This is a genomic window from Burkholderia diffusa (assembly GCF_902499115.1).
Taxonomy (GTDB): Bacteria; Pseudomonadota; Gammaproteobacteria; order Burkholderiales; family Burkholderiaceae; genus Burkholderia; species Burkholderia diffusa.
In genome coordinates this window covers 155,333-172,743 of record NZ_CABVPN010000012.1, presented here as the reverse complement: position 1 = coordinate 172,743, position 17,411 = coordinate 155,333, and the positions used below count along the sequence as shown (strand labels likewise).

Annotated in this window: 23 protein-coding genes and 1 pseudogene; 14 read left to right on the top strand and 10 right to left on the bottom strand. The window is 66.3% G+C overall.

Annotated elements, in window-relative coordinates:
- Nucleotides 1-109: 109 nt before the first annotated feature.
- Nucleotides 110-598 carry a phage protein NinX family protein gene (locus BTE28158_RS14435; RefSeq protein WP_151049233.1) on the bottom strand — a complete coding sequence of 163 codons (489 nt, stop codon included), beginning with the start codon at nt 596-598 and terminating at the stop codon, nt 110-112.
- Nucleotides 599-765: 167 nt separating this feature from the next.
- On the opposite strand from BTE28158_RS14435, the gene BTE28158_RS14430 reads away from it, so the two are divergent.
- A complete protein-coding gene (locus BTE28158_RS14430; protein WP_151049235.1) occupies nt 766-1,008 on the top strand; it encodes a DUF6566 family protein in 243 nt (80 codons plus the stop codon).
- A 103-nt stretch (nt 1,009-1,111) separates the two neighbouring features.
- On the opposite strand, the gene BTE28158_RS14425 is transcribed toward BTE28158_RS14430, so the two are convergent.
- Nucleotides 1,112-1,786: an HAD family hydrolase gene (locus BTE28158_RS14425; protein WP_044843419.1), complete on the bottom strand. Its 675-nt coding sequence runs from the start codon at nt 1,784-1,786 to the stop codon at nt 1,112-1,114.
- Between the two features lie 193 nt (nt 1,787-1,979).
- Between BTE28158_RS14425 and BTE28158_RS14420 the strand changes: the two genes are divergently transcribed.
- Complete coding sequence (locus tag BTE28158_RS14420) at nt 1,980-3,164, top strand: sugar transporter (protein WP_151049237.1); 1,185 nt, start codon at nt 1,980-1,982, stop codon at nt 3,162-3,164.
- 317 nt (nt 3,165-3,481) lie between these two features.
- Here BTE28158_RS14420 and BTE28158_RS14415 read toward each other — a convergent pair whose 3' ends face one another.
- A complete protein-coding gene (locus tag BTE28158_RS14415) occupies nt 3,482-3,754 on the bottom strand; it encodes a hypothetical protein (RefSeq protein ID WP_151049239.1) in 273 nt (90 codons plus the stop codon).
- Between the two features lie 25 nt (nt 3,755-3,779).
- Between BTE28158_RS14415 and BTE28158_RS14410 the strand changes: the two genes are divergently transcribed.
- The 8 genes from BTE28158_RS14410 (at nt 3,780) to BTE28158_RS14375 (ending at nt 10,581) form a co-directional block, all read left to right on the top strand.
- The gene (locus tag BTE28158_RS14410) at nt 3,780-4,916 is read left to right on the top strand and encodes a muconate/chloromuconate family cycloisomerase (RefSeq protein WP_151049241.1); all 1,137 of its coding nucleotides are present in this window, start codon (nt 3,780-3,782) and stop codon (nt 4,914-4,916) included.
- 55 nt (nt 4,917-4,971) lie between these two features.
- The gene (catC, locus tag BTE28158_RS14405; RefSeq protein WP_151049242.1) at nt 4,972-5,262 is read left to right on the top strand and encodes a muconolactone Delta-isomerase; all 291 of its coding nucleotides are present in this window, start codon (nt 4,972-4,974) and stop codon (nt 5,260-5,262) included.
- 73 nt (nt 5,263-5,335) lie between these two features.
- Nucleotides 5,336-6,271 carry a catechol 1,2-dioxygenase gene (gene catA / locus BTE28158_RS14400; RefSeq protein WP_151049244.1) on the top strand — a complete coding sequence of 312 codons (936 nt, stop codon included), beginning with the start codon at nt 5,336-5,338 and terminating at the stop codon, nt 6,269-6,271.
- 116 nt (nt 6,272-6,387) lie between these two features.
- A complete protein-coding gene (locus BTE28158_RS14395) occupies nt 6,388-7,746 on the top strand; it encodes a Rieske 2Fe-2S domain-containing protein (RefSeq protein WP_151049246.1) in 1,359 nt (452 codons plus the stop codon).
- Entirely contained in the window at nt 7,743-8,231 is a 489-nt protein-coding gene (gene benB / locus BTE28158_RS14390; protein ID WP_151049248.1) for a benzoate 1,2-dioxygenase small subunit, read from the top strand. The genes BTE28158_RS14395 and benB overlap by 4 nt, the downstream gene beginning before the upstream one ends.
- Nucleotides 8,232-8,270: 39 nt before the next feature.
- Nucleotides 8,271-9,293, top strand: coding sequence for a benzoate 1,2-dioxygenase electron transfer component BenC (benC, locus tag BTE28158_RS14385; protein WP_124901595.1), 1,023 nt, complete (start codon nt 8,271-8,273; stop codon nt 9,291-9,293).
- Nucleotides 9,290-10,066 (top strand): benzoate diol dehydrogenase BenD, encoded by a 777-nt coding sequence (gene benD / locus BTE28158_RS14380; RefSeq protein ID WP_151049250.1) that lies wholly within the window; start codon nt 9,290-9,292, stop codon nt 10,064-10,066. Before benC ends, benD begins: the two co-directional genes overlap by 4 nt.
- A gap of 116 nt (nt 10,067-10,182) precedes the next feature.
- Nucleotides 10,183-10,581 carry a RidA family protein gene (locus BTE28158_RS14375; protein WP_151049278.1) on the top strand — a complete coding sequence of 133 codons (399 nt, stop codon included), beginning with the start codon at nt 10,183-10,185 and terminating at the stop codon, nt 10,579-10,581.
- 73 nt (nt 10,582-10,654) lie between these two features.
- On the opposite strand, the pseudogene BTE28158_RS32500 reads toward BTE28158_RS14375, so the two are convergent.
- The 4 genes and pseudogenes from BTE28158_RS32500 to BTE28158_RS14360 form a co-directional block, all read right to left on the bottom strand.
- Nucleotides 10,655-10,864: pseudogene (locus tag BTE28158_RS32500) on the bottom strand (cytochrome c); the annotation flags it as partial.
- A 372-nt stretch (nt 10,865-11,236) separates the two neighbouring features.
- A complete protein-coding gene (locus BTE28158_RS14370) occupies nt 11,237-11,791 on the bottom strand; it encodes a GNAT family N-acetyltransferase (protein WP_239007299.1) in 555 nt (184 codons plus the stop codon).
- Between the two features lie 197 nt (nt 11,792-11,988).
- Nucleotides 11,989-12,210: a hypothetical protein gene (locus tag BTE28158_RS14365; RefSeq protein ID WP_059602484.1), complete on the bottom strand. Its 222-nt coding sequence runs from the start codon at nt 12,208-12,210 to the stop codon at nt 11,989-11,991.
- Nucleotides 12,211-12,275: 65 nt separating this feature from the next.
- Nucleotides 12,276-12,539 (bottom strand): HPr family phosphocarrier protein, encoded by a 264-nt coding sequence (locus BTE28158_RS14360; protein ID WP_059681058.1) that lies wholly within the window; start codon nt 12,537-12,539, stop codon nt 12,276-12,278.
- 367 nt (nt 12,540-12,906) lie between these two features.
- Between BTE28158_RS14360 and BTE28158_RS14355 the strand changes: the two genes are divergently transcribed.
- Both BTE28158_RS14355 and BTE28158_RS14350 read left to right on the top strand, forming a co-directional pair.
- On the top strand, nt 12,907-13,251 hold the full coding sequence (locus tag BTE28158_RS14355; protein ID WP_006752903.1) for a zinc ribbon domain-containing protein YjdM: 345 nt from the start codon (nt 12,907-12,909) through the stop codon (nt 13,249-13,251).
- 46 nt (nt 13,252-13,297) lie between these two features.
- Nucleotides 13,298-14,134: a class I SAM-dependent methyltransferase gene (locus tag BTE28158_RS14350; RefSeq protein ID WP_151049254.1), complete on the top strand. Its 837-nt coding sequence runs from the start codon at nt 13,298-13,300 to the stop codon at nt 14,132-14,134.
- 23 nt (nt 14,135-14,157) lie between these two features.
- Here BTE28158_RS14350 and BTE28158_RS14345 read toward each other — a convergent pair whose 3' ends face one another.
- Nucleotides 14,158-14,355 (bottom strand): ribbon-helix-helix protein, encoded by a 198-nt coding sequence (locus BTE28158_RS14345; protein WP_059602491.1) that lies wholly within the window; start codon nt 14,353-14,355, stop codon nt 14,158-14,160.
- A 343-nt stretch (nt 14,356-14,698) separates the two neighbouring features.
- Between BTE28158_RS14345 and BTE28158_RS14340 the strand changes: the two genes are divergently transcribed.
- Nucleotides 14,699-15,049 (top strand): hypothetical protein, encoded by a 351-nt coding sequence (locus tag BTE28158_RS14340; protein ID WP_151049256.1) that lies wholly within the window; start codon nt 14,699-14,701, stop codon nt 15,047-15,049.
- Nucleotides 15,046-15,258, top strand: coding sequence for a DUF2909 domain-containing protein (locus tag BTE28158_RS14335; protein ID WP_059511443.1), 213 nt, complete (start codon nt 15,046-15,048; stop codon nt 15,256-15,258). Before BTE28158_RS14340 ends, BTE28158_RS14335 begins: the two co-directional genes overlap by 4 nt.
- A 78-nt stretch (nt 15,259-15,336) precedes the next feature.
- Here the strand turns inward: BTE28158_RS14335 and BTE28158_RS14330 are convergent, their stop codons facing one another.
- Together BTE28158_RS14330 and BTE28158_RS14325 are read right to left on the bottom strand one after the other, a co-directional pair.
- Entirely contained in the window at nt 15,337-15,846 is a 510-nt protein-coding gene (locus tag BTE28158_RS14330) for an NADH-quinone oxidoreductase subunit B family protein (RefSeq protein WP_124901668.1), read from the bottom strand.
- Nucleotides 15,846-17,408, bottom strand: coding sequence for a hydrogenase large subunit (locus BTE28158_RS14325; RefSeq protein ID WP_151049258.1), 1,563 nt, complete (start codon nt 17,406-17,408; stop codon nt 15,846-15,848). Before BTE28158_RS14325 ends, BTE28158_RS14330 begins: the two co-directional genes overlap by 1 nt.
- Nucleotides 17,409-17,411: the final 3 nt, after the last annotated feature.

The window sequence follows — 17,411 nt, the reverse complement described above, 5'->3', positions numbered from 1 at the left end:
CCCGCGCGGCAACGTGCGTACGGGATGCCGCGTACTGAACCTCTGTCGTTTTTACATAAACGCTGTACGGTCGTTGCATCGTGCGCGGAGCGGGGCGCGTCCGGCGTCGTCATATGCGCGGAATCGAGCGGATGTCCGAACTGTCGCCGGCGGCCGGATCGTCGTCCGCTTCGGGAAGCGGCGCTCCGGGGTCGTAACGCACCGGCGCGCCGCGCTCGATCCGGTGCGCGAACGCCGGCGGGGTATCGACGTCGTCGCCGAAGCGCGCCCGCACGAACGCGCGCAGCAGCGCGGTGCGCGGGTCGGTCGCGCGCGCCGCGCAGGTCGACGGGCCGTCGATGAAGCATGCGTCGCATTCGACGCCGTCGCCGCGCCGCGCGATCCGCAGGTCGCCGACGCGATCGAGCACCGCTCCCGCGTCGGCCCACGACGCCGACGGCGCGAAATGTGCATCGAGGCGCCGCAATGCATCGCACGCGGCGGTCACGATCAGTTGCGGCTCGACGGCCGTGAAGCACAGCGTGTCTTCGTCGTCCGCGCACAACGCGCGCGCGCACCAATAGTCGAGGGCCGTTCCGGCGAGTTCGTCGGTTCGCATGGGCAAGCTCCGTCAGGGTTTGTCAGCGCGGTGGAACGCGTGCGCAAGCTGCGTGCCGGGCTGCCGGATAGCGGGCACGGCGTGTGCTCACGGGGCCGACGGCGCGCGCGGCGATCATGCGGCGCGCATTTTTGCATCGCCATCGCAGATAAGCAGAGGGGGCCAACATGCAGCATCAACAGGACGCACAGGTGCGCGACCCGTATCGCGGCCACGAGATTCGCGTCTGGGCGCGGCGCAACGCGCGCGGCGCGTGGGATGACGAAGTGCAGGTGTATGTCGACGGCGCGCGCATCGAGCTCAGCGTGCCGGAGCCGGCCGGCCCGGAGTGGAAAACCGAGGACGAGGCGCTGCGCGCGGGTGTCGAGCGCGGGCGTTATCTGGTCGACAAGCGCGTCGATGACGATTGACCCGACCCGACCGGCGCGGCCGGAAGCTTGCACGCGGCGCGACAAACCGACGAAGGTGACGCCGGAGAGCCGGACGCCGCGGGTCAGGCGGACGATTCAGGCATCACGGCCGCGCCGCGATCTCGTCGAGGTGCCACAGCAGATCCGCCGGATCGTCATACACGCGTAGCGCGCCCGCGCGCTCCAGCTCGTCGCTGCCGTAACCGCCGGACAGCAACCCGACGCCCAGCGCGCGGCAGCGGCTCGCGGCGAGCATGTCCCAGATGCTGTCGCCAACCACCACCGTATGCTCGATCGGCACGTTCAGCTTCGCGGCGGCCGTCAGGAACAGATCGGGATCCGGCTTCGCATACTTGACCTGATCGCGCGTGACGACCACGTTCTTCGCCGGATCGACGCCCAGCGCCTCGAGGTTGATGGCCGCCGTTTCCATCCGTCCGCTGGTCGCGATCGCCCAGCGGATGCCCGCGTTCGACAGCGCGGCCAGCAGCTCGCGCGCGCCCGGCAGCGGCCGGACCTGCGCGCGCAGCCGCTGGTACGCGGCCGCGTGCAGCCGCGCGAGCCGTTCGACGCGCTCGGCGTCGATGTCGCCGGCCGTCTCGCGCAGCAGCTGGTTCAGGAACAGGCCGCCGCTCATCCCGATCTTGCGGTGGATGCGCCACACCGACAGCTCGATGCCCTCGGCATCGAGCGCTTCCTTCCACGCGAGCACGTGCTGGTAGACGCTGTCGACGAGCGTGCCGTCGAGATCGAACAGAAACGACGTTTCAATGCGCATGTTGAATCTCCTGGCCCGATGAGGTTCGGGCGAATCGTCCGCGAAAAGTCCTTCGACGCATTATCGGCGCGCGGCCGTGTCATCGCCATGTCCCGGCGCCGCGGCCGGCAGCGGCGTGTCGTTTGCCGCTGGTACAATCGCGCCGATGCGCCGGGCCGGCTGCCCGCGCCCCCAACCCTCGTCGAATTCCCGTATGGCAACTCCGGACGCCGTCAGTTCCGAACAGTCGTGGTGGGGCGTCCTGGCCCTGGCACTCACTGCCTTCATCTTCAACACCACCGAATTCGTGCCCGTCGCGCTGCTGAGCGCGATCGGCGACAGCCTGCGGATGCAGCCGACCGACGTCGGCCTGATGCTGACGATCTACGCGTGGGCCGTCGCGGTCGTGTCGCTGCCGCTGACGTTCGTCACGCGCCATGTTGAACGTCGCAAGCTGCTGAGCTGCGCGCTGCTGGTGTTCATCGGCAGCCATGTCGTCACCGGCGTCGCGTGGAATTTCACGGTGCTGATGATCGGCCGGCTCGGCATCGCGTGCGCGCATGCGGTGTTCTGGTCGATTTCCGTCCCGCTGGCCGTGCGGCTCGCGCCGAGCGACCGGAAAAGCCGCGCGTTGAGCCTGCTCGCGATGGGCACGGCGATCGCGATGGTCGCCGGCATTCCGCTCGGGCGCGTGATCGGCGAGGCGCTCGGCTGGCGCGTGACGTTCCTCGTGATCGGCGGCGCGGCGGCCATCGCGCTGCTGATGCTGCGCGCGACGCTGCCGACGCTGCCGAGCCAGGGCGCCGGATCGCTGTCCAGCATCGGCATGTTTCTCAGGAAGCCGGCGCTGGTATCGCTGTACGCGATCACCGTGCTGGTCGTGTCCGCGCATTTCACGTCGTACACGTACATCGAGCCGTTCGTGCAGAGCGTCAATCACGCGAGCAGCAGCCGGATTACCTATGTGCTGATCCTGTTCGGCGTCGCCGGCATGCCGGCCGCGGTCTGTTTCAACCGCGTGTTTCCGGAGCGGCCGGCCGATTTCCTGCTCGCGTCGATCATCGCGCTGTCGGCGTGTCTGCTGATCCTGTTCCCGAGCGCGCTGAACATCGTGACGCTGTCGGTTCACACGCTGGTGTGGGGCGGCGCGATCGTCTGCTTCGGGCTCGCGATGCAGGCCTGGGTGCTGAAGCTCGCGCCCGAGGCGACCGATCTCGCGGTGTCGATCTTTTCCGGGCTGTACAACGTCGGCATCGGTGCCGGCGCGCTGCTCGGCAACCATATCGCCGGGGATTTCGGCCTGCCGTGGATCGGCACGTTCGGCGGGGTGGTCGGGATCTTCTCCGCCGGGATCGCGTGGGCCGCGTTGCGGCTGCATGAGCGGCCGGCGGTGGCGTAGTCCGCCGTCAGTGCCATCGCACTGCATGCGGCATGCCGCATGCCGCATGCCACATGCCACATGCCACATGCCTGCCACATGCCACATGCCACATGCCACATGCCACATGCCACATGCCACATGCCACATGCCATGCCGGGCGCGGCCTTTGCTCGAGGCTTTCTGGTCGCTCGCGTGGCTGCCGATCATCAGACATTGAAGACACTGTGGAAGCGCTTCAGGCGCCTGTCGCCACCGCGCTGATCCGGCCACGGGGACGTGGCCGCATCGCGGCGCCTTCGTGCGGAATACGGGCGGCGGGCCACACCGCATTCCCATCAGGAAAACCCTGATCCGCCCGCCCGGACCTCGATTTCCGTCGACGTCGCGAACCACCAGCCTGCCCGCATTTCACTGCTCGCCACGCGGTGCCCTGAAACCTGTCCCGCTCCTCCCAGCAAGCCTTCCAGCCACGCCAACCAGACAAACCGGGTATGGCGCGATGCAATATTTCCCGATCTGAAGCGAATTTCAATACCTGACAGGTATGAAAAAGCGAGGCCAAAAGTATTGGACGGTCCATTTCCCCGCCGCGTATAAATCCGTTCCATGAACTCCCCACACGCAGCGTGCCCCATGTCTCCCGTCACCATCGAACGCATTGAAACCCGCCTCGTCGACCTGCCGACGATCCGTCCGCACAAGCTGTCGGTCGCCACGATGCACGGCCAGACGCTGATGCTGGTGAAGGTGACCTGCAGCGATGGTGTGACGGGCACAGGCGAAGGCACGACGATTGCCGGGATGGCGTATGGCCCGGAAAGCCCGGAAGCGATGAAGCTCGCGATCGACGCATACCTCGCGCCGGCGATCATCGGCAAGGATGCGACGCGCATCCAGGCGCTGATGGCGTTCCTCGGCAAGCTCGCGACGGTCAATCATTTCGCGAAGAGCGCGCTCGAAACCGCGCTGCTCGACGCGCACGGCAAGCGCCTCGGCGTGCCGGTCAGCGAGTTGCTCGGCGGCCGCCGGCGCGATCGCCTGCCGGTCGCGTGGACGCTCGCATCGGGCAACACGCCGACCGATATCGCCGAAGCCGAGCGGATGCTCGACCTGCGCCGCCACAACGTGTTCAAGCTGAAGATCGGCGCGAAGGCGCTCGACGCGGACATTCGCCACGTGGCCGAGATCAAGCGGGCGGTCGGCGAGCGCGCATCGGTCCGCGTCGACGTGAACATGGCGTGGAGCGAAACGCAGGCCGCGCGTGCGATTCCGGCGCTCGCCGATGCCGGCTGCGAACTGGTCGAGCAGCCGGTCGCGTCGGCCGCGGCGCTCGCACGGCTGATGCGCCGCTTCCCGGTCGCGCTGATGGCCGACGAAATCCTGCAGGGCCCGGACAGCGCATTCGAGATCGCGAAGCATCACGGCGCGGACGTGTTCGCGATCAAGATCGAGCAGAGCGGTGGCCTGTTCGCGGCGCAGCGCGTCGCGGCGATCGCGGATGCGGCCGGCATCGAGCTGTACGGCGGCACGATGCTCGAAGGCGCGTTCAGCACGGTCGCGTCGGCGCATCTGTTCGCGAGCTTCGCGAACCTGCAGTGGGGCACCGAACTGTTCGGACCGCTACTGATTACCGAAGAGATTCTCACGACCCCGCTCGACTACAGCGATTTCGAACTGACCGTGCCGAGCGGCCCGGGCCTCGGCATCGAGCTCGACGAAGCGAAGGTCGCGCGCTTCACCCGCGACGGGCTGACGAAAGTCTCCCGCTGAATCGCGATCACGCGCGACAACCCGCGATAACACGATCACGCACCAGGACATCACGATGCTTTTCCACGTACGCATGGACGTCAACCTCCCGGCCGACATGCCGGCCGGCGTGGCCGACGAGATCAAGACCCGAGAGAAGGCGTATTCGCAGGACCTGCAGCGCAGCGGCAAGTGGCGCCACATCTGGCGCATCGCCGGTGAATACGCGAACTACAGCGTGTTCGACGTGTCCGGCAACGCCGAGCTGCACGAGATCCTGACCGGCCTGCCGCTGTTCCCGTACATGAAGATTTCGGTGATGCCGTTGTGTCGCCACCCGTCGTCGATACACGACGGCGACGTTTGAACCACGGAGCCGCCTCTTCTGCAACGGCGGGCACCGGGTCACCTTTCCCCAAAATACACGTGGAGACACCATCATGAGCGTCAAAGTATTCGAAACCAAGGAAGTGCAGGATCTGCTGAAGGCCGCGTCGAACGCGGGCGCCAATGGCGGCAACGCGCGCACGCAGCAGGTCGTGCTGCGGCTGCTCGGCGATCTGTTCAAGGCGATCGACGACCTCGACATTACGCCGGACGAAGTGTGGGCCGGAGTGAACTACCTGAACAAGCTTGGCCAGGACGGCGAGGCGGCGCTGCTCGCGGCCGGTCTCGGCCTCGAGAAGTATCTCGACATCCGGATGGACGCGGAGGACGAGGCGATCGGACTCGACGGCGGCACGCCGCGCACGATCGAAGGCCCGCTGTACGTCGGCGGCGCGCCGGTGCGCGACGGCGTCGCGAAGATCGACCTCGATGCGGATGAAGGCGCGGGCCCGCTGGTGATCCACGGCACGGTCACGGGGATCGACGGCAAGCCGGTGGCCGGCGCGCTGGTCGAGTGCTGGCACGCGAACTCGCACGGCTTCTACTCGCATTTCGACCCGACCGGCGCACAGAGCGATTTCAACCTGCGCGGCGCGGTGAAGACGGGCGCGGACGGCAAGTACGAATTCCGCACGCTGATGCCGGTCGGCTACGGCTGCCCGCCGCAAGGTGCGACGCAGCAGCTGCTCGACCGCCTCGGCCGTCACGGCAACCGCCCGGCGCACGTGCACTTCTTCGTGACCAGCGACGGCCACCGCAAGTTGACGACGCAGTTCAACATCGACGGCGACCCGCTGATCTGGGACGACTTCGCGTATGCGACGCGCGAGGAGCTGATCCCGCCCGTCACCAGCAAGGCCGGCGGCGCCGCGCTCGGGCTGAAGGCCGACGCATATCAGGACATCGAGTTCAACTTCGTCCTGACGCCACGCGTCGAGGGCAAGGACAACCAGATCGTCGAACGCCTGCGCGCTTCCGCCACGGCATAACCGCCCGACGGCACGGCGGCGCGCCTGCGCCGCCGCCGGCCGGGTCCCCGCGAGATTCAATCGATACCGATGCGAGCGTGCTTGCAGGACCCGGCACGCACACAGGAGGAACCAACATGTCCGCCACGATCGACCACACCACCGAACTGGACCACCTGCTCGCCACGGCCGTGCAGGACGACAAGGAAGCCGGCGTCTTCCGCTGCCGCCGCGACATCTTCACGAACGAGGCGCTGTACGAGCTCGAGATGAAGCACATCTTCGAGGGCAACTGGGTGTACCTCGCGCACGAGAGCCAGATCCCGAACAACAACGATTACTACACGACGTGGATCGGCCGCCAGCCGGTCGTCATCACGCGCGACAAGACCGGCGAGCTGCACGCGGTGATCAATGCGTGCGCGCACAAGGGCGCGATGCTGTGCCGCCGCAAGCACGGCAACAAAGGCAGCTTCACGTGCCCGTTCCACGGCTGGACCTTCTCGAACACCGGCAAGCTGCTGAAGGTGAAGGACGAGAAGACGACCGAGTATCCGGTGCAGTTCAACACGCACGGCTCGCACGACCTGAAGAAGGTCGCGCGATTCCAGAATTACCGCGGCTTCCTGTTCGGCAGCCTGAGCGACGACGTGCTGCCGCTCGAGGAGTATCTCGGCGAGGCGCGCGTGATCATCGACCAGATCGTCGACCAGGCGCCGAACGGGCTCGAAGTGCTGCGCGGCAACTCCTCCTACATCTACGAAGGCAACTGGAAGATGCAGATGGAGAACGGTTGCGACGGCTATCACGTGAGCACCGTGCACTGGAACTACGCGGCGACGATGGGCCGCCGCAAGGAAGACGGCACCAAGGCCGTCGACGCGAACAGCTGGAGCAAGTCGGTCGCGGGCGTGTACGGCTTCGACAACGGCCACATCCTGTTGTGGACCAAGACGATGAACCCCGAAGTGCGGCCCGTGTACCAGCACCGCGACGAGATCAAGGCGCGCGTCGGTGATGTGCAGGCCGACTTCATCGTGAACCAGACGCGCAACCTGTGCGTGTACCCGAACGTGTTCCTGATGGACCAGTTCAGCACGCAGATCCGCGTGGTGCGCCCGCTCGGCGTCGACAAGACCGAAGTCAGCATCTTCTGTTTCGCGCCGAAGGGCGAGAGCGAAGCCGACCGCACGACGCGCATCCGCCAGTACGAGGACTTCTTCAACGTGACCGGAATGGGCACGGCCGACGACCTCGAGGAGTTCCGTGCATGCCAGGCCGGCTATGCGGGCATCACAGCGATGTGGAACGACCTGTCGCGCGGCGCGCCGCTATGGATCGACGGGCCGGACGAGAACGCGAAAAGAATGGGGCTGAACCCGCGCATCTCGGGCGAGCGCAGCGAGGACGAAGGGCTGTTCGTGTGCCAGCACGAACACTGGGTGCACGTGATGCGCGATGCACTGAAGAAGGAACGCGGGGAGGTGGAAGCATGAACATCGATTACCGGACCATCTGCGCGGCGCTGTATCGCGAAGCGCGCCTGCTCGACGACCGCGAGTGGGACGAGTGGCTGACCTGCTACACGGAAGACGTCACGTACTGGATGCCCGCGTGGGACGACGACGACCGGCCGACCGACGATCCGCACAGCCAGATCTCGCTGATGTACTACGCGGATCGCGGCGGCCTCGAGGATCGCGTGTTCCGGATCAAGACCGAGCGCAGCGGCGCGTCGACGCCCGAGCCGCGCACCAGCCACAACGTGACGAACGTCGAGGTGCTGGCCGAGCGCGACGGCGAGGTGGACGTGCGCTACAACTTCCACACGCTGAACCACCGCTACCGCATGACCGATCACTTCTTCGGCACGATGTTCGTTACGTTGCGCCGCTCGGGCGACGCATGGCTGATCTCGAACAAGAAGATCGTGCTGAAGAACGACTACATCAGGCAGGTGCTCGACGTGTATCACGTCTGACGCCGATCGATTCGACAAGTAACACCGGGAGACGATGTCATGTCCACCTACAAGATTGCACTGAACTTCGAGGACGGGGTCACCCGCTTCATCGACTGCAAGGCCGGCGAGAAGGTGCTCGACGCCGCGTTCCGCGCGAAGATCAACCTGCCGATGGACTGTTCCGACGGCGTGTGCGGCACCTGCAAGTGCCGCGCGGAGAGCGGCAGCTACGATCTCGGCGACGATTACATCGACGACGCGCTCACCGAGGATGAAAAGGACGGCGGTCTTGTGCTGACGTGCCAGATGGTGCCGCAAAGCGATTGCGTGATCGCGGTGCCGAGCTCGTCGATCGCCTGCAAGACCGGCCACAGCGCGTTCGCCGCGACCGTGACGAAGGTCGAGCCGCACAACGATGCGGCGATCGTGCTCGAACTCGACGTCGATGCGGCCGCGCCGGTGTTCCTGCCCGGCCAGTACGTGAACATCGGCGTGCCCGGCAGCGGCCAGCACCGGTCGTATTCGTTCTCGTCCGCGCCGGGCGACACGAAGGTCGGATTCCTGATCAAGAAGATTCCCGGCGGCGTGATGAGCACGTGGCTCGAATCGGCCAGACCCGGCGATACGCTCGAACTGAACGGGCCGCTCGGCAGCTTCTACCTGCGCGATGCGGCGCGGCCGCTGCTGTTCCTCGCGGGCGGCACGGGCCTCGCGCCGTTCCTGTCGATGCTCGAGGTGCTCGCGCGCAGCGGCTCGCGGCAGAAGGTGCACCTGATCTACGGCGTGACGCGCGATCTCGACCTGGTGCTGGTCGACGCGATCGAAGCGTATGTGGCGAAGCTGCCGAACTTCAGCTTCTCGACCGTCGTTGCCGATGCGGGGTCGAGCCATCCGCGCAAGGGCTGGGTCACGCAGCACATTCCGGCCGATGCGCTGAACGACGGCGACGTGGACGTCTACCTGTGCGGGCCGCCGCCGATGGTCGACGCGGTGCGCCAGTACTTCGACGATGCAGGCGTGAAGCCCAACAGCTTCCACTACGAGAAGTTCACCCCGAACGTGACGGCAAAGGCGGCATGACCATGCAACGATTCTCTGGAAAGGTCGTTGTCGTCACCGGCGCGGCGCAGGGCATCGGCCGCGGCGTCGCGCTGCGCGCGGCGGCCGAGGGCGGCCGCGTGCTGTTCGTCGATCGCGCGGATTTCGTGGCGGAGGTGGCCGCCGAGGCGCCGGGCGGCAACACGGCCGGATTCGTCGCGGATCTCGAGACCTACGACGGCGCGCGCGCGGCGATGGCGTGCGCGGTCGCGACGTTCGGCCGGATCGACGTGCTGATCAACGGCGTCGGCGGCGCGATCCGGATGCGGCCGTTCGCCGAGTTCGAGCCCGAGCAGATCGACGCGGAAATCCGCCGCTCGCTGATGCCGACGCTCTACAGTTGCCACGCGGTGCTGCCGCACTTGCTGGCTGGGGGTGGCGGCACGATCGTCAACGTGTCGTCGAACGCGACGCGCGGCATTCGCCGCGTGCCGTATTCGGCCGCGAAAGGTGGCGTCAATGCACTGACGACGGCGCTCGCGATGGAATACGCGGAGCACGGCATCCGCGTGGTCGCGACCGCGCCGGGCGGTACCACGGCGCCGCCGCGCCGCGTGCCGCGCAATGCGGCCGGCGACAATGCGCAGGAACAGGCGTGGATGGCCGAAGCGGTGCGGCAGGTGACCGATTCGACGTTCTTCAAGCGTTACGGCACGCTCGATGAGCAGATCGCGCCGATCCTGTTCCTCGCGTCGGACGAAGCGAGTTACATCACCGGCACGGTGCTGCCGGTCGCGGGCGGCGATACGGGTTGAGCGGCCGGGTTGCCTGTTCGCCCGCTGCTTCAGCGATGCGCGCGCCCCGGTCAGGCGTGCGCGCGATGACCATCGAACAACCGGCCGACGTGGAACGTCCGGCCACGGAGACACTCATGCGCGAGCGCGAAGCAATCATCCCCGCGGGAATGGAAGTCGTGTACGAAAAAATCGGTTATGCGCCGGCGATCAAGGCGGGCGATACCGTGTACGTATCCGGCCAGATCGGCCGCGACGCGGCGATGCAACTGGTGGAAGAACGCGAGGCGCAGATCGTGCAGGCGTTCGAGAATCTCAGGCTGGTGCTCGAGGCGGCCGGCGCGTCGCTCGACGACGTGGTCGACCTGACGACCTTTCATACCGACATGCGCGACCTGCCGCTGTTCATGGCGGTGCGCGACCGCTATCTCCATGCGCATCCGCGGCCGGCGTGGACCGCGGTCGGCGCGCACATGCTCGGCGGGGCGCCCGGTTATATCGTCGAAATCAAGGCGGTTGCCGTGCTGCGGGGATAGTCGCTGCCGCTGCTGGTGAGACGACACGATTCCACCGCTTGCCGCCCGCATCGGATGCAGACGTGCGGCCCGTCTACCGCCGGATCGCCGCTCGCAACCGCCTCACGTCCTGTTCTGACACCGGTGCGGCGCGATTTCCCCACGCGCCGCGCACATAGCGGATCACGGCGGCGATCCCGCTGCTCGTCAGCGCGCCGCACATCGCCGGCATCCGCTGCACGGGGCCGTGCGTGTCGGGCGCCGGCCACGCGCCTTCGACGACGATCCGGATCGCGCTGGCATGACCGGCGATGAACGCCGCAATCCGGCGGTCGAGACCTGGACGTGCGATCTCACAAGTGCAACTAACGGTCAATCGCGGTCCCGCCCCCGACACGGATACGCACGCGACGCGGCAACGCGGTATCGCCCGACGCTGATGCAGAAACTGCGCTTGCAGGGGGGCGGCCGGATCCCGTACCGCGTCATTCCGGACACGTCAACGATGCACGCACCGGTTTTCACGCTCTGCGTCCCCGTTGCCGACGGCGTTAGCCGACCGCCGGCGCAGACGCAGACGCAGACGCAGACGCAGACGCAGACGCAGACGCAGACGCAGACGCAGACGGTCCACGCACCTTAGCCGCGACGAAGCGGCCGGTGCGCGACATCGCGCTTACCGGCACGCGCGTGAAAACAGCAGCGAATCGGCGTCGTTGAAGCGAATCTGCACCGGATCTGCATACCCGGCCTTCTGCGCGACGCGGATCGACGCGATGTTGGTCGGTGCAATCAGGCACACGCTGCGCTCGAACCGGTGCTGCGCATCGAGCCAGCCGAGCGCATGCGACAGCGCCTCGGTCGCATAGCCCTTGCCGTGCCCCCAGCTCGCGAGCGCCCAGCCGGCTTCCGGCACGCTGCGAATCGACGGCTCGATCGCGCGATGGAAGTCGGCGAAGCCGAGATCGCCGACGTAGCGGCCCGACGACTTCTCGCGAATCGCCCAGTAGCCGTAGCCGAGCAGCGGCCACAGTCCGCGATACGCGAGCAGCCGCATCCACGAGTCACGCGGCGCCGACGGATTGCCGTTGAAGATGTGCGCGACGACGGTCGGCTCGGCCCACATTGCGGCGAGCGCGTCGAAGTCGCCGAGCGGGTGGCCTTCGAGGATCAGGCGGGGGGTATCGAGAACCGGTGGGGACGTGACGGGCGGCAGGGCGCTGAGTGTCATCGGGCGTTCCATGAGGAAAGGAAGGCGGCGCAGTGCGCCGCGCTTGGGTCCCGTACGATACCGCGGAAACTGCGGCGCGGCCGCAAATCCCCGTCTGCGGCGGGGAATGCGGCCGCATCGTCCGGCTTGCCGTCGTCCGATGATTCCGGCACGGGCTGGCGACCGCGTGGCGGCATCGCGCCCGTGCCGGGCGGTTTCTACTTGCGGCTTTTCAGGAAGCTGCGCCCGTGCGCGGTGATCGACGCACCGGATCGGCCGTTCGCGGAATGGCTGACGAAGCCTGCGCCGACGAGTTCCTGCTCGACCGACCAGCCGAGGGCCGGCGCATCGCGGCCGTAGCGCACATCGGCGAGGCGCTCGAGCGCCCAGATCGCGGAGGCCGACAGGTTGGGGGTGTGGGACGTGACGTTGTCGTTCATCGCTTCCTCGGGGAGTAGTGATTCAGGGTGAACGGCACGAGGCCGTGGGATCGGGCGACGCAGCGTCAGCCCGCCTGCAGCAGGGGCAGCAGCGCCTGGAGCGCTGCATCCTCGTCGGGGCCAGTGGCGAGCACCTGCGCGGACGTGCCGCCATGCATCTGTAGCGCCGCGATGGCCGTCGCGTCCTTCGCGCTGCCGCTGAGCCCGTTGGCGAGCAGCAGGATGTCGCTTTCGAAGCGGTGTGCCGCCGCGACGATCGCGTCACACGACGCGATCGCACGCCTGCGGCTCCAGGCGGGGCCGATTTCAACGTAGACGACGGTTGCCACGATGCGGATCAACCTCGGGGAAAGTAGCCGAAACGGCGTGGAACGGCCGGCCGGCAACACGGCGGGACCGCGCGGAGCGCGGTTTCCCGACGGGGCGCCGGGTGTTGTGTACCAGGCATCGGTGCATCATTCATCTCGAACATGTCGACATCCTCAGCGAAACCGCCATCAAGTCCGGCGAATGATCGAAAGCTGACAATTATAATACAGCAACGTGTTTATGTGTATTGCATTATAATGCTGTGTGCGCGACATGCTGCCCGGCCGATTTGTCGACGGGACAGTACGGCGCGCGGTCCGGCCACGTGCTTGCGTGTCCGGCATTTTTTTATCGATTGACGTGAACTCCCACCGAATGGAAGCTGCAATGAACGCCGCCCCCGCCTGCCCGCAATGCGCGATGGAAAACACCTACCCGGATGGCACGCTGACCGTGTGCGCGGACTGCGGCCATGAATGGTCGGCCGGAGCCGGCGCCGATGCGGGCGACGAACCGGCGGGCGACGTCGTCAAGGACGCGAATGGCAACGTGCTGTCGGACGGCGATTCGGTCGTGCTGATCAAGGACTTGCGCGTGAAGGGTTCGTCGATCACGCTGAAGATGGGCACCAAGGTCAAGAGCATCCGTCTCGTCGGCGGCGATCACGAAGTCGATTGCAAGACCGACATGGGCGGCTTCATGCTGAAGGCCTGCTACCTGAAGAAGGTATGACCGCACGCGGTACGAGCGATTCTCCGATCAACCGGGCCTGTCGAGCATGAGCGAGGATCGAATTTCCTATGACGCGTTCCTGCAGTTCCTGGCGGCGCCGTTGAACGACGGCCGTCCGTTCGTGCTCGAGACGAAGCACGCGGTGTCGCTGCACTTCGACCACTTCGGCACGCAGAGCTTCATGTCGCTGAAGGATCCGGTCAGGCTCGAACTCGGCTATACGCGCGTGATGATGGGTTTCCTGCTGCTGCAGCCGGCGCCCGCGCGTATCTGCATGATCGGGCTCGGCGGTGGATCGCTGGCGAAGTACTGCTATCGGCACCTGCCCGACACGGCGATCGACGCGGTAGAGATCAATCCGGACGTGATCGCGCTACGCGACGTGTTCAGGATTCCGCAAGACGACGCGCGCTTCGCGGTAGTCTGCGCGGACGGCGCAGACTACGTCGCGCGGCCGGACGTCCAGGCGGACGTGATCCTGCACGACGCGTTCGTCGCCGATGGCATGCCGGGCCGCTGCACGGGCACCGCGTTTCTCGACGCGTGCCGTGCGCGGCTGAGCGAAACGGGCGTGCTCGCGATCAACTTTATGGACGACGATCCCGCGTTGCCGCGCCATCTCGAGCAACTGCGTGCGGTGTTCGACGATTCGTGCGCGCTGGTGCCGTGCGGCGACGACAACAACTTCATTGCGTTCGCGTGGAAGAACGGCAACCCGCTGCCGTCGCTGCGCATCCTGCTCGAGCGCGCGCTTGGATTCGGCTCGGCGGGCGCGCTCAAGCTCTCGTCCACCGCTCGGCGCATGAAGGAAGGGGAGTGCATCGATCCCGCGCGGCTCGTCTGGCGCGCGCGCGAACATCCACGATGGGAAATCTGCGCCTGACGGCGCCGCGGGTTCGACTGCGCTTACTTCAGCCCTTGCTTCACGCGCTTGCCGAGCGGGCTCTTGGTCTTGTACGTGACGCCGTGTTTGTCGAGATACTCGCGGATCAACTGACGCACGACTTGCGACGGTGTGAGGTCCTGCTCCGCGCAGAGCATTTCGAATGCTTCTTTTTTGGCGGGATCGATCAGGACGGTCAGGCGGGCGGTTTTCGTTTCCATCGGGATGGCAGGGGTGGTCGATATGTTAATCAAATTATAATCGATCCGCTTTCGGTGCCAAATGTGTCATGCACGGTTCGTGCACCGGCACACCCGGGAGCCTCGGATTGCTCGAAGCATATGGAAAACATGATAACAAGATTATCATGCTCTGTTGGTTGTATTGGGCTTTAAGTACAATATCGACCGGGGCTGCCGGCTCCGGCTTGCCCGAGCGGCTCCGTCGTCCGCACGGCCGGTGACCCGGCTGCTTCCGTTTCCACGCGGCGTGCGTGCACCGTGACGGCGGCGCTGCCTGGTCGTCTCTTCGCGTTTACTACCCAGCCACTTCGCTATCCGCCTCATGACCCCGATCAAGTTCGTTCTCCGCTACACGGCGATTCCTTTCGTAGCCATCGTGGCCGTCGTGGTGTGGGCAGTCGCGCCGTCGTCGAAAGAGGTCGACGCGCGGCAATATGCGGCGCTGTCGCGCGGATACGCGAGCTTTCCGCTACCGTTTCGACATGGAATCTCGGAAGCGATGGAGCAGGGCCGGATCAGCGACCGGCGTTACCAGACGCTCGTTCGCGATTCGCTGGGTAATGGTGTGGCGCTGGACTGGCCGGCGTCAGGTGTTGCCGACGTCGCTGCCGAGCGGCAAAGACTGGCCGAACTGCTGAAGGCCGATTCCGGCCTGGAGGAACATCAACAATGAAGATTGCGCTGGTTTCGGTGGCTTTCGTGATGATTATCGGAAGCCTGGTTTTCGCGCTGTATTTCATGAATCACGACCGGGGCGGCAGCAAGCGGATGGCGTGGTCGCTCGCGGCGCGGGTCGGGCTGTCGATCACGCTGTTCCTGTCGCTGCTGATCGCATACCGGCTCGGGTGGATCGAGCCGACGGGGCTGCCGATCGGGCGGTGATGCGCGGCATTCGCCCTCGCTGCCGCAGCAAACGAGGTATTGCCGACGGAAGGATTGCCACTGGCATCCGTTTCAATATCAGCGTGATCGGCAAGCAGTCAAAATGCCGCGCAGCAGATCGATCGGCGGCGGCGGACATCCAGGAATGGTCACATCGACGGGCAGGACCGACGAAACGGGGCCGCACACAGCGTAGCTGTCGGCAAAAATGCCGCCCGTGCACGCGCACTCGCCGGCTGCGACGACCAGCTTCGGCGCCGGCGTCGCCTCGTACGCGGCAAGCACGGCTGCCTTCATGTTCAGCGTGACGGGGCCGGTCACGAGCAGCAGGTCCGCATGGCGCGGGCTGGCGACGAATTTGATCCCGAGCCCTTCGATGTTGTAGTACGGGTTGCTCAGTGCGTGAATCTCCAGTTCGCAGCCGTTGCACGAACCCGCATCGATCTGCCGGATGCACAACGCGCGGCCGAGGAGGTCGAGAATGTCCTGACGAATCTGCTGCGCCTCGTGTCGCCAGGCGGCTTCGGCGGTCGGCACGGGCTCGTCGGGAAATTCAGTGCGCGCGAATTGACGGATGAGTTGCCACATCAGAGATCGTGCCCCGCGTAGTTCAGATTGAACGATTTGTTGATCAGCGGGAAATCGGGAACGATGTTGCCAATGATCGCGTGCTCGAGCGCCGGCCAGTTCTGCCATGACGGATCGTGGCAATGGCATCGCGCGATGGCATCGCCTGATGCCATCTCGAGCGCGACGAATACGTCGCCGCGCCAGCCCTCCACCCAGCCGATTCCCCGGGATGGCGCCGCCGCGGGCGTGACGCCGACGGCGATCGGCCCTTCCGGAAGATTCGCCAGCAGTTCGCCCATCAGACGCAGCGATTCGTCGATTTCGGCAAACCGCACGGCGACCCGCGCGGCGACGTCGCCGCGCGGGTCGCTTGCCGCCTTGACGGCCAGATCGCCGTAGGGGGCCGGCCGCAGGTTCGCGCGCACGTCGAATGTCTGGCCGCTGGCGCGGGCGGCCATGCCGCGCACGCCGAAATGCGCGACGACGTCGGCATTCAATCGGCCGGTGCCGAGAAACCGGTCTTGCAGCCCGGACTGCTCCTCGTAGATCTTCCGCATCACGTGTACTTCGCGCGCGATGCGTTCGCACTGTTCGGTGAGGGTCGCCGCGTCCTCGGGATGAATGTCGACGGCCAGCCCGCCCGGCACGATTCGATCCATCAGGTATCGATGCCCGAAGATTCCGCCGTTGGTTCGTACCCAGTTCTCCTTGAGCCGCGAGAACTGTGCGAGACCGAACGCGAATCCGGCGTCGTTGCCGAGCGCGCCGAGGTCGCCGAGGTGATTGGCGATGCGCTCGCGCTCGAGCAGGAGTGCGCGCAGAACCAGCGCACGCGCCGGCACGGCTGTGCCGCACGCCTGCTCGAGTGCCATGCAATAGGCCCACGAGAACGCAACGGTCGAATCGCCGGCGACCCGGCCCGCAACGCGATGGCCGTTCGACGCGGCCGTCCGTTCGAACAGCCGTTCGACGCCGCGATGCACATAGCCGAGCCGCTCCTCGAGCCGCAGCACCTTCTCTCCGACGACCGAAAACCGGAAATGGCCCGGCTCGATGATGCCGGCGTGAATCGGCCCGACGGCAATCTCGTGCACGCCGTCGCCGACAACCTGCACGAACGGGTAATCCGCTTCGTTCGATTCGAATCGCTCGATTCCGGTTGCACGCTTTTGCAGCGGAAAGTAGTTGCCCGGCCAGTTACCGTGATTGAGCCACGGGCGCGTGTCGCGCGTGTTGCGCTCGCGCAGGCCGGTCAGGTCGAAAATTGCGCGCTGCATGCGCGTTGCGGCGGGAAATACGCCCGCGAGATCGGGATAGTCGCCGTCGGCCCGCGGTTCCGGCCCTGTCGCGAGACGCACCCACAGGACGCCGTCGTCGCATTCGTAAGCCGCGTTGACTGAAAATTCGCGCTCGGGCGTTTCGGTGCCCCACATCGCAACGAGCCGGCTACGGTCCGTCCGCGCGGCATGCGCGATGTCGCGCCATCGCGCTTCGTCGACGTCAACCACGGTAGCCGGCACCTGGCCTGCTTCGTGCCCGAGGCGAGTCGAGCCGTCCGCCTGAATCAAGTCGAGTCGCATCGC

What these genes read in the sequence shown, in the direction of transcription:
- BTE28158_RS14410 (WP_151049241.1), top strand. Translation starts at nt 3,780, where the DNA reads ATGTCTCCCGTCACCATCGAACGCATTGAAACCCGCCTCGTCGACCTG.
- BTE28158_RS14415 (WP_151049239.1), bottom strand. Translation starts at nt 3,754, where the DNA reads ATGGAACGGATTTATACGCGGCGGGGAAATGGACCGTCCAATACTTTT.
- BTE28158_RS14365 (WP_059602484.1), bottom strand. Translation starts at nt 12,210, where the DNA reads ATGAACGACAACGTCACGTCCCACACCCCCAACCTGTCGGCCTCCGCG.
- benC (WP_124901595.1), top strand. Translation starts at nt 8,271, where the DNA reads ATGTCCACCTACAAGATTGCACTGAACTTCGAGGACGGGGTCACCCGC.
- BTE28158_RS14420 (WP_151049237.1), top strand. Translation starts at nt 1,980, where the DNA reads ATGGCAACTCCGGACGCCGTCAGTTCCGAACAGTCGTGGTGGGGCGTC.
- BTE28158_RS14340 (WP_151049256.1), top strand. Translation starts at nt 14,699, where the DNA reads ATGACCCCGATCAAGTTCGTTCTCCGCTACACGGCGATTCCTTTCGTA.
- BTE28158_RS14370 (WP_239007299.1), bottom strand. Translation starts at nt 11,791, where the DNA reads ATGACACTCAGCGCCCTGCCGCCCGTCACGTCCCCACCGGTTCTCGAT.
- BTE28158_RS14335 (WP_059511443.1), top strand. Translation starts at nt 15,046, where the DNA reads ATGAAGATTGCGCTGGTTTCGGTGGCTTTCGTGATGATTATCGGAAGC.
- BTE28158_RS14350 (WP_151049254.1), top strand. Translation starts at nt 13,298, where the DNA reads ATGAGCGAGGATCGAATTTCCTATGACGCGTTCCTGCAGTTCCTGGCG.
- catA (WP_151049244.1), top strand. Translation starts at nt 5,336, where the DNA reads ATGAGCGTCAAAGTATTCGAAACCAAGGAAGTGCAGGATCTGCTGAAG.
- BTE28158_RS14330 (WP_124901668.1), bottom strand. Translation starts at nt 15,846, where the DNA reads ATGTGGCAACTCATCCGTCAATTCGCGCGCACTGAATTTCCCGACGAG.
- BTE28158_RS14435 (WP_151049233.1), bottom strand. Translation starts at nt 598, where the DNA reads ATGCGAACCGACGAACTCGCCGGAACGGCCCTCGACTATTGGTGCGCG.
- BTE28158_RS14375 (WP_151049278.1), top strand. Translation starts at nt 10,183, where the DNA reads ATGCGCGAGCGCGAAGCAATCATCCCCGCGGGAATGGAAGTCGTGTAC.
- BTE28158_RS14325 (WP_151049258.1), bottom strand. Translation starts at nt 17,408, where the DNA reads ATGCGACTCGACTTGATTCAGGCGGACGGCTCGACTCGCCTCGGGCAC.
- BTE28158_RS14425 (WP_044843419.1), bottom strand. Translation starts at nt 1,786, where the DNA reads ATGCGCATTGAAACGTCGTTTCTGTTCGATCTCGACGGCACGCTCGTC.
- benD (WP_151049250.1), top strand. Translation starts at nt 9,290, where the DNA reads ATGACCATGCAACGATTCTCTGGAAAGGTCGTTGTCGTCACCGGCGCG.
- BTE28158_RS14430 (WP_151049235.1), top strand. Translation starts at nt 766, where the DNA reads ATGCAGCATCAACAGGACGCACAGGTGCGCGACCCGTATCGCGGCCAC.
- benB (WP_151049248.1), top strand. Translation starts at nt 7,743, where the DNA reads ATGAACATCGATTACCGGACCATCTGCGCGGCGCTGTATCGCGAAGCG.
- BTE28158_RS14395 (WP_151049246.1), top strand. Translation starts at nt 6,388, where the DNA reads ATGTCCGCCACGATCGACCACACCACCGAACTGGACCACCTGCTCGCC.
- BTE28158_RS14345 (WP_059602491.1), bottom strand. Translation starts at nt 14,355, where the DNA reads ATGGAAACGAAAACCGCCCGCCTGACCGTCCTGATCGATCCCGCCAAA.
- BTE28158_RS14355 (WP_006752903.1), top strand. Translation starts at nt 12,907, where the DNA reads ATGAACGCCGCCCCCGCCTGCCCGCAATGCGCGATGGAAAACACCTAC.
- catC (WP_151049242.1), top strand. Translation starts at nt 4,972, where the DNA reads ATGCTTTTCCACGTACGCATGGACGTCAACCTCCCGGCCGACATGCCG.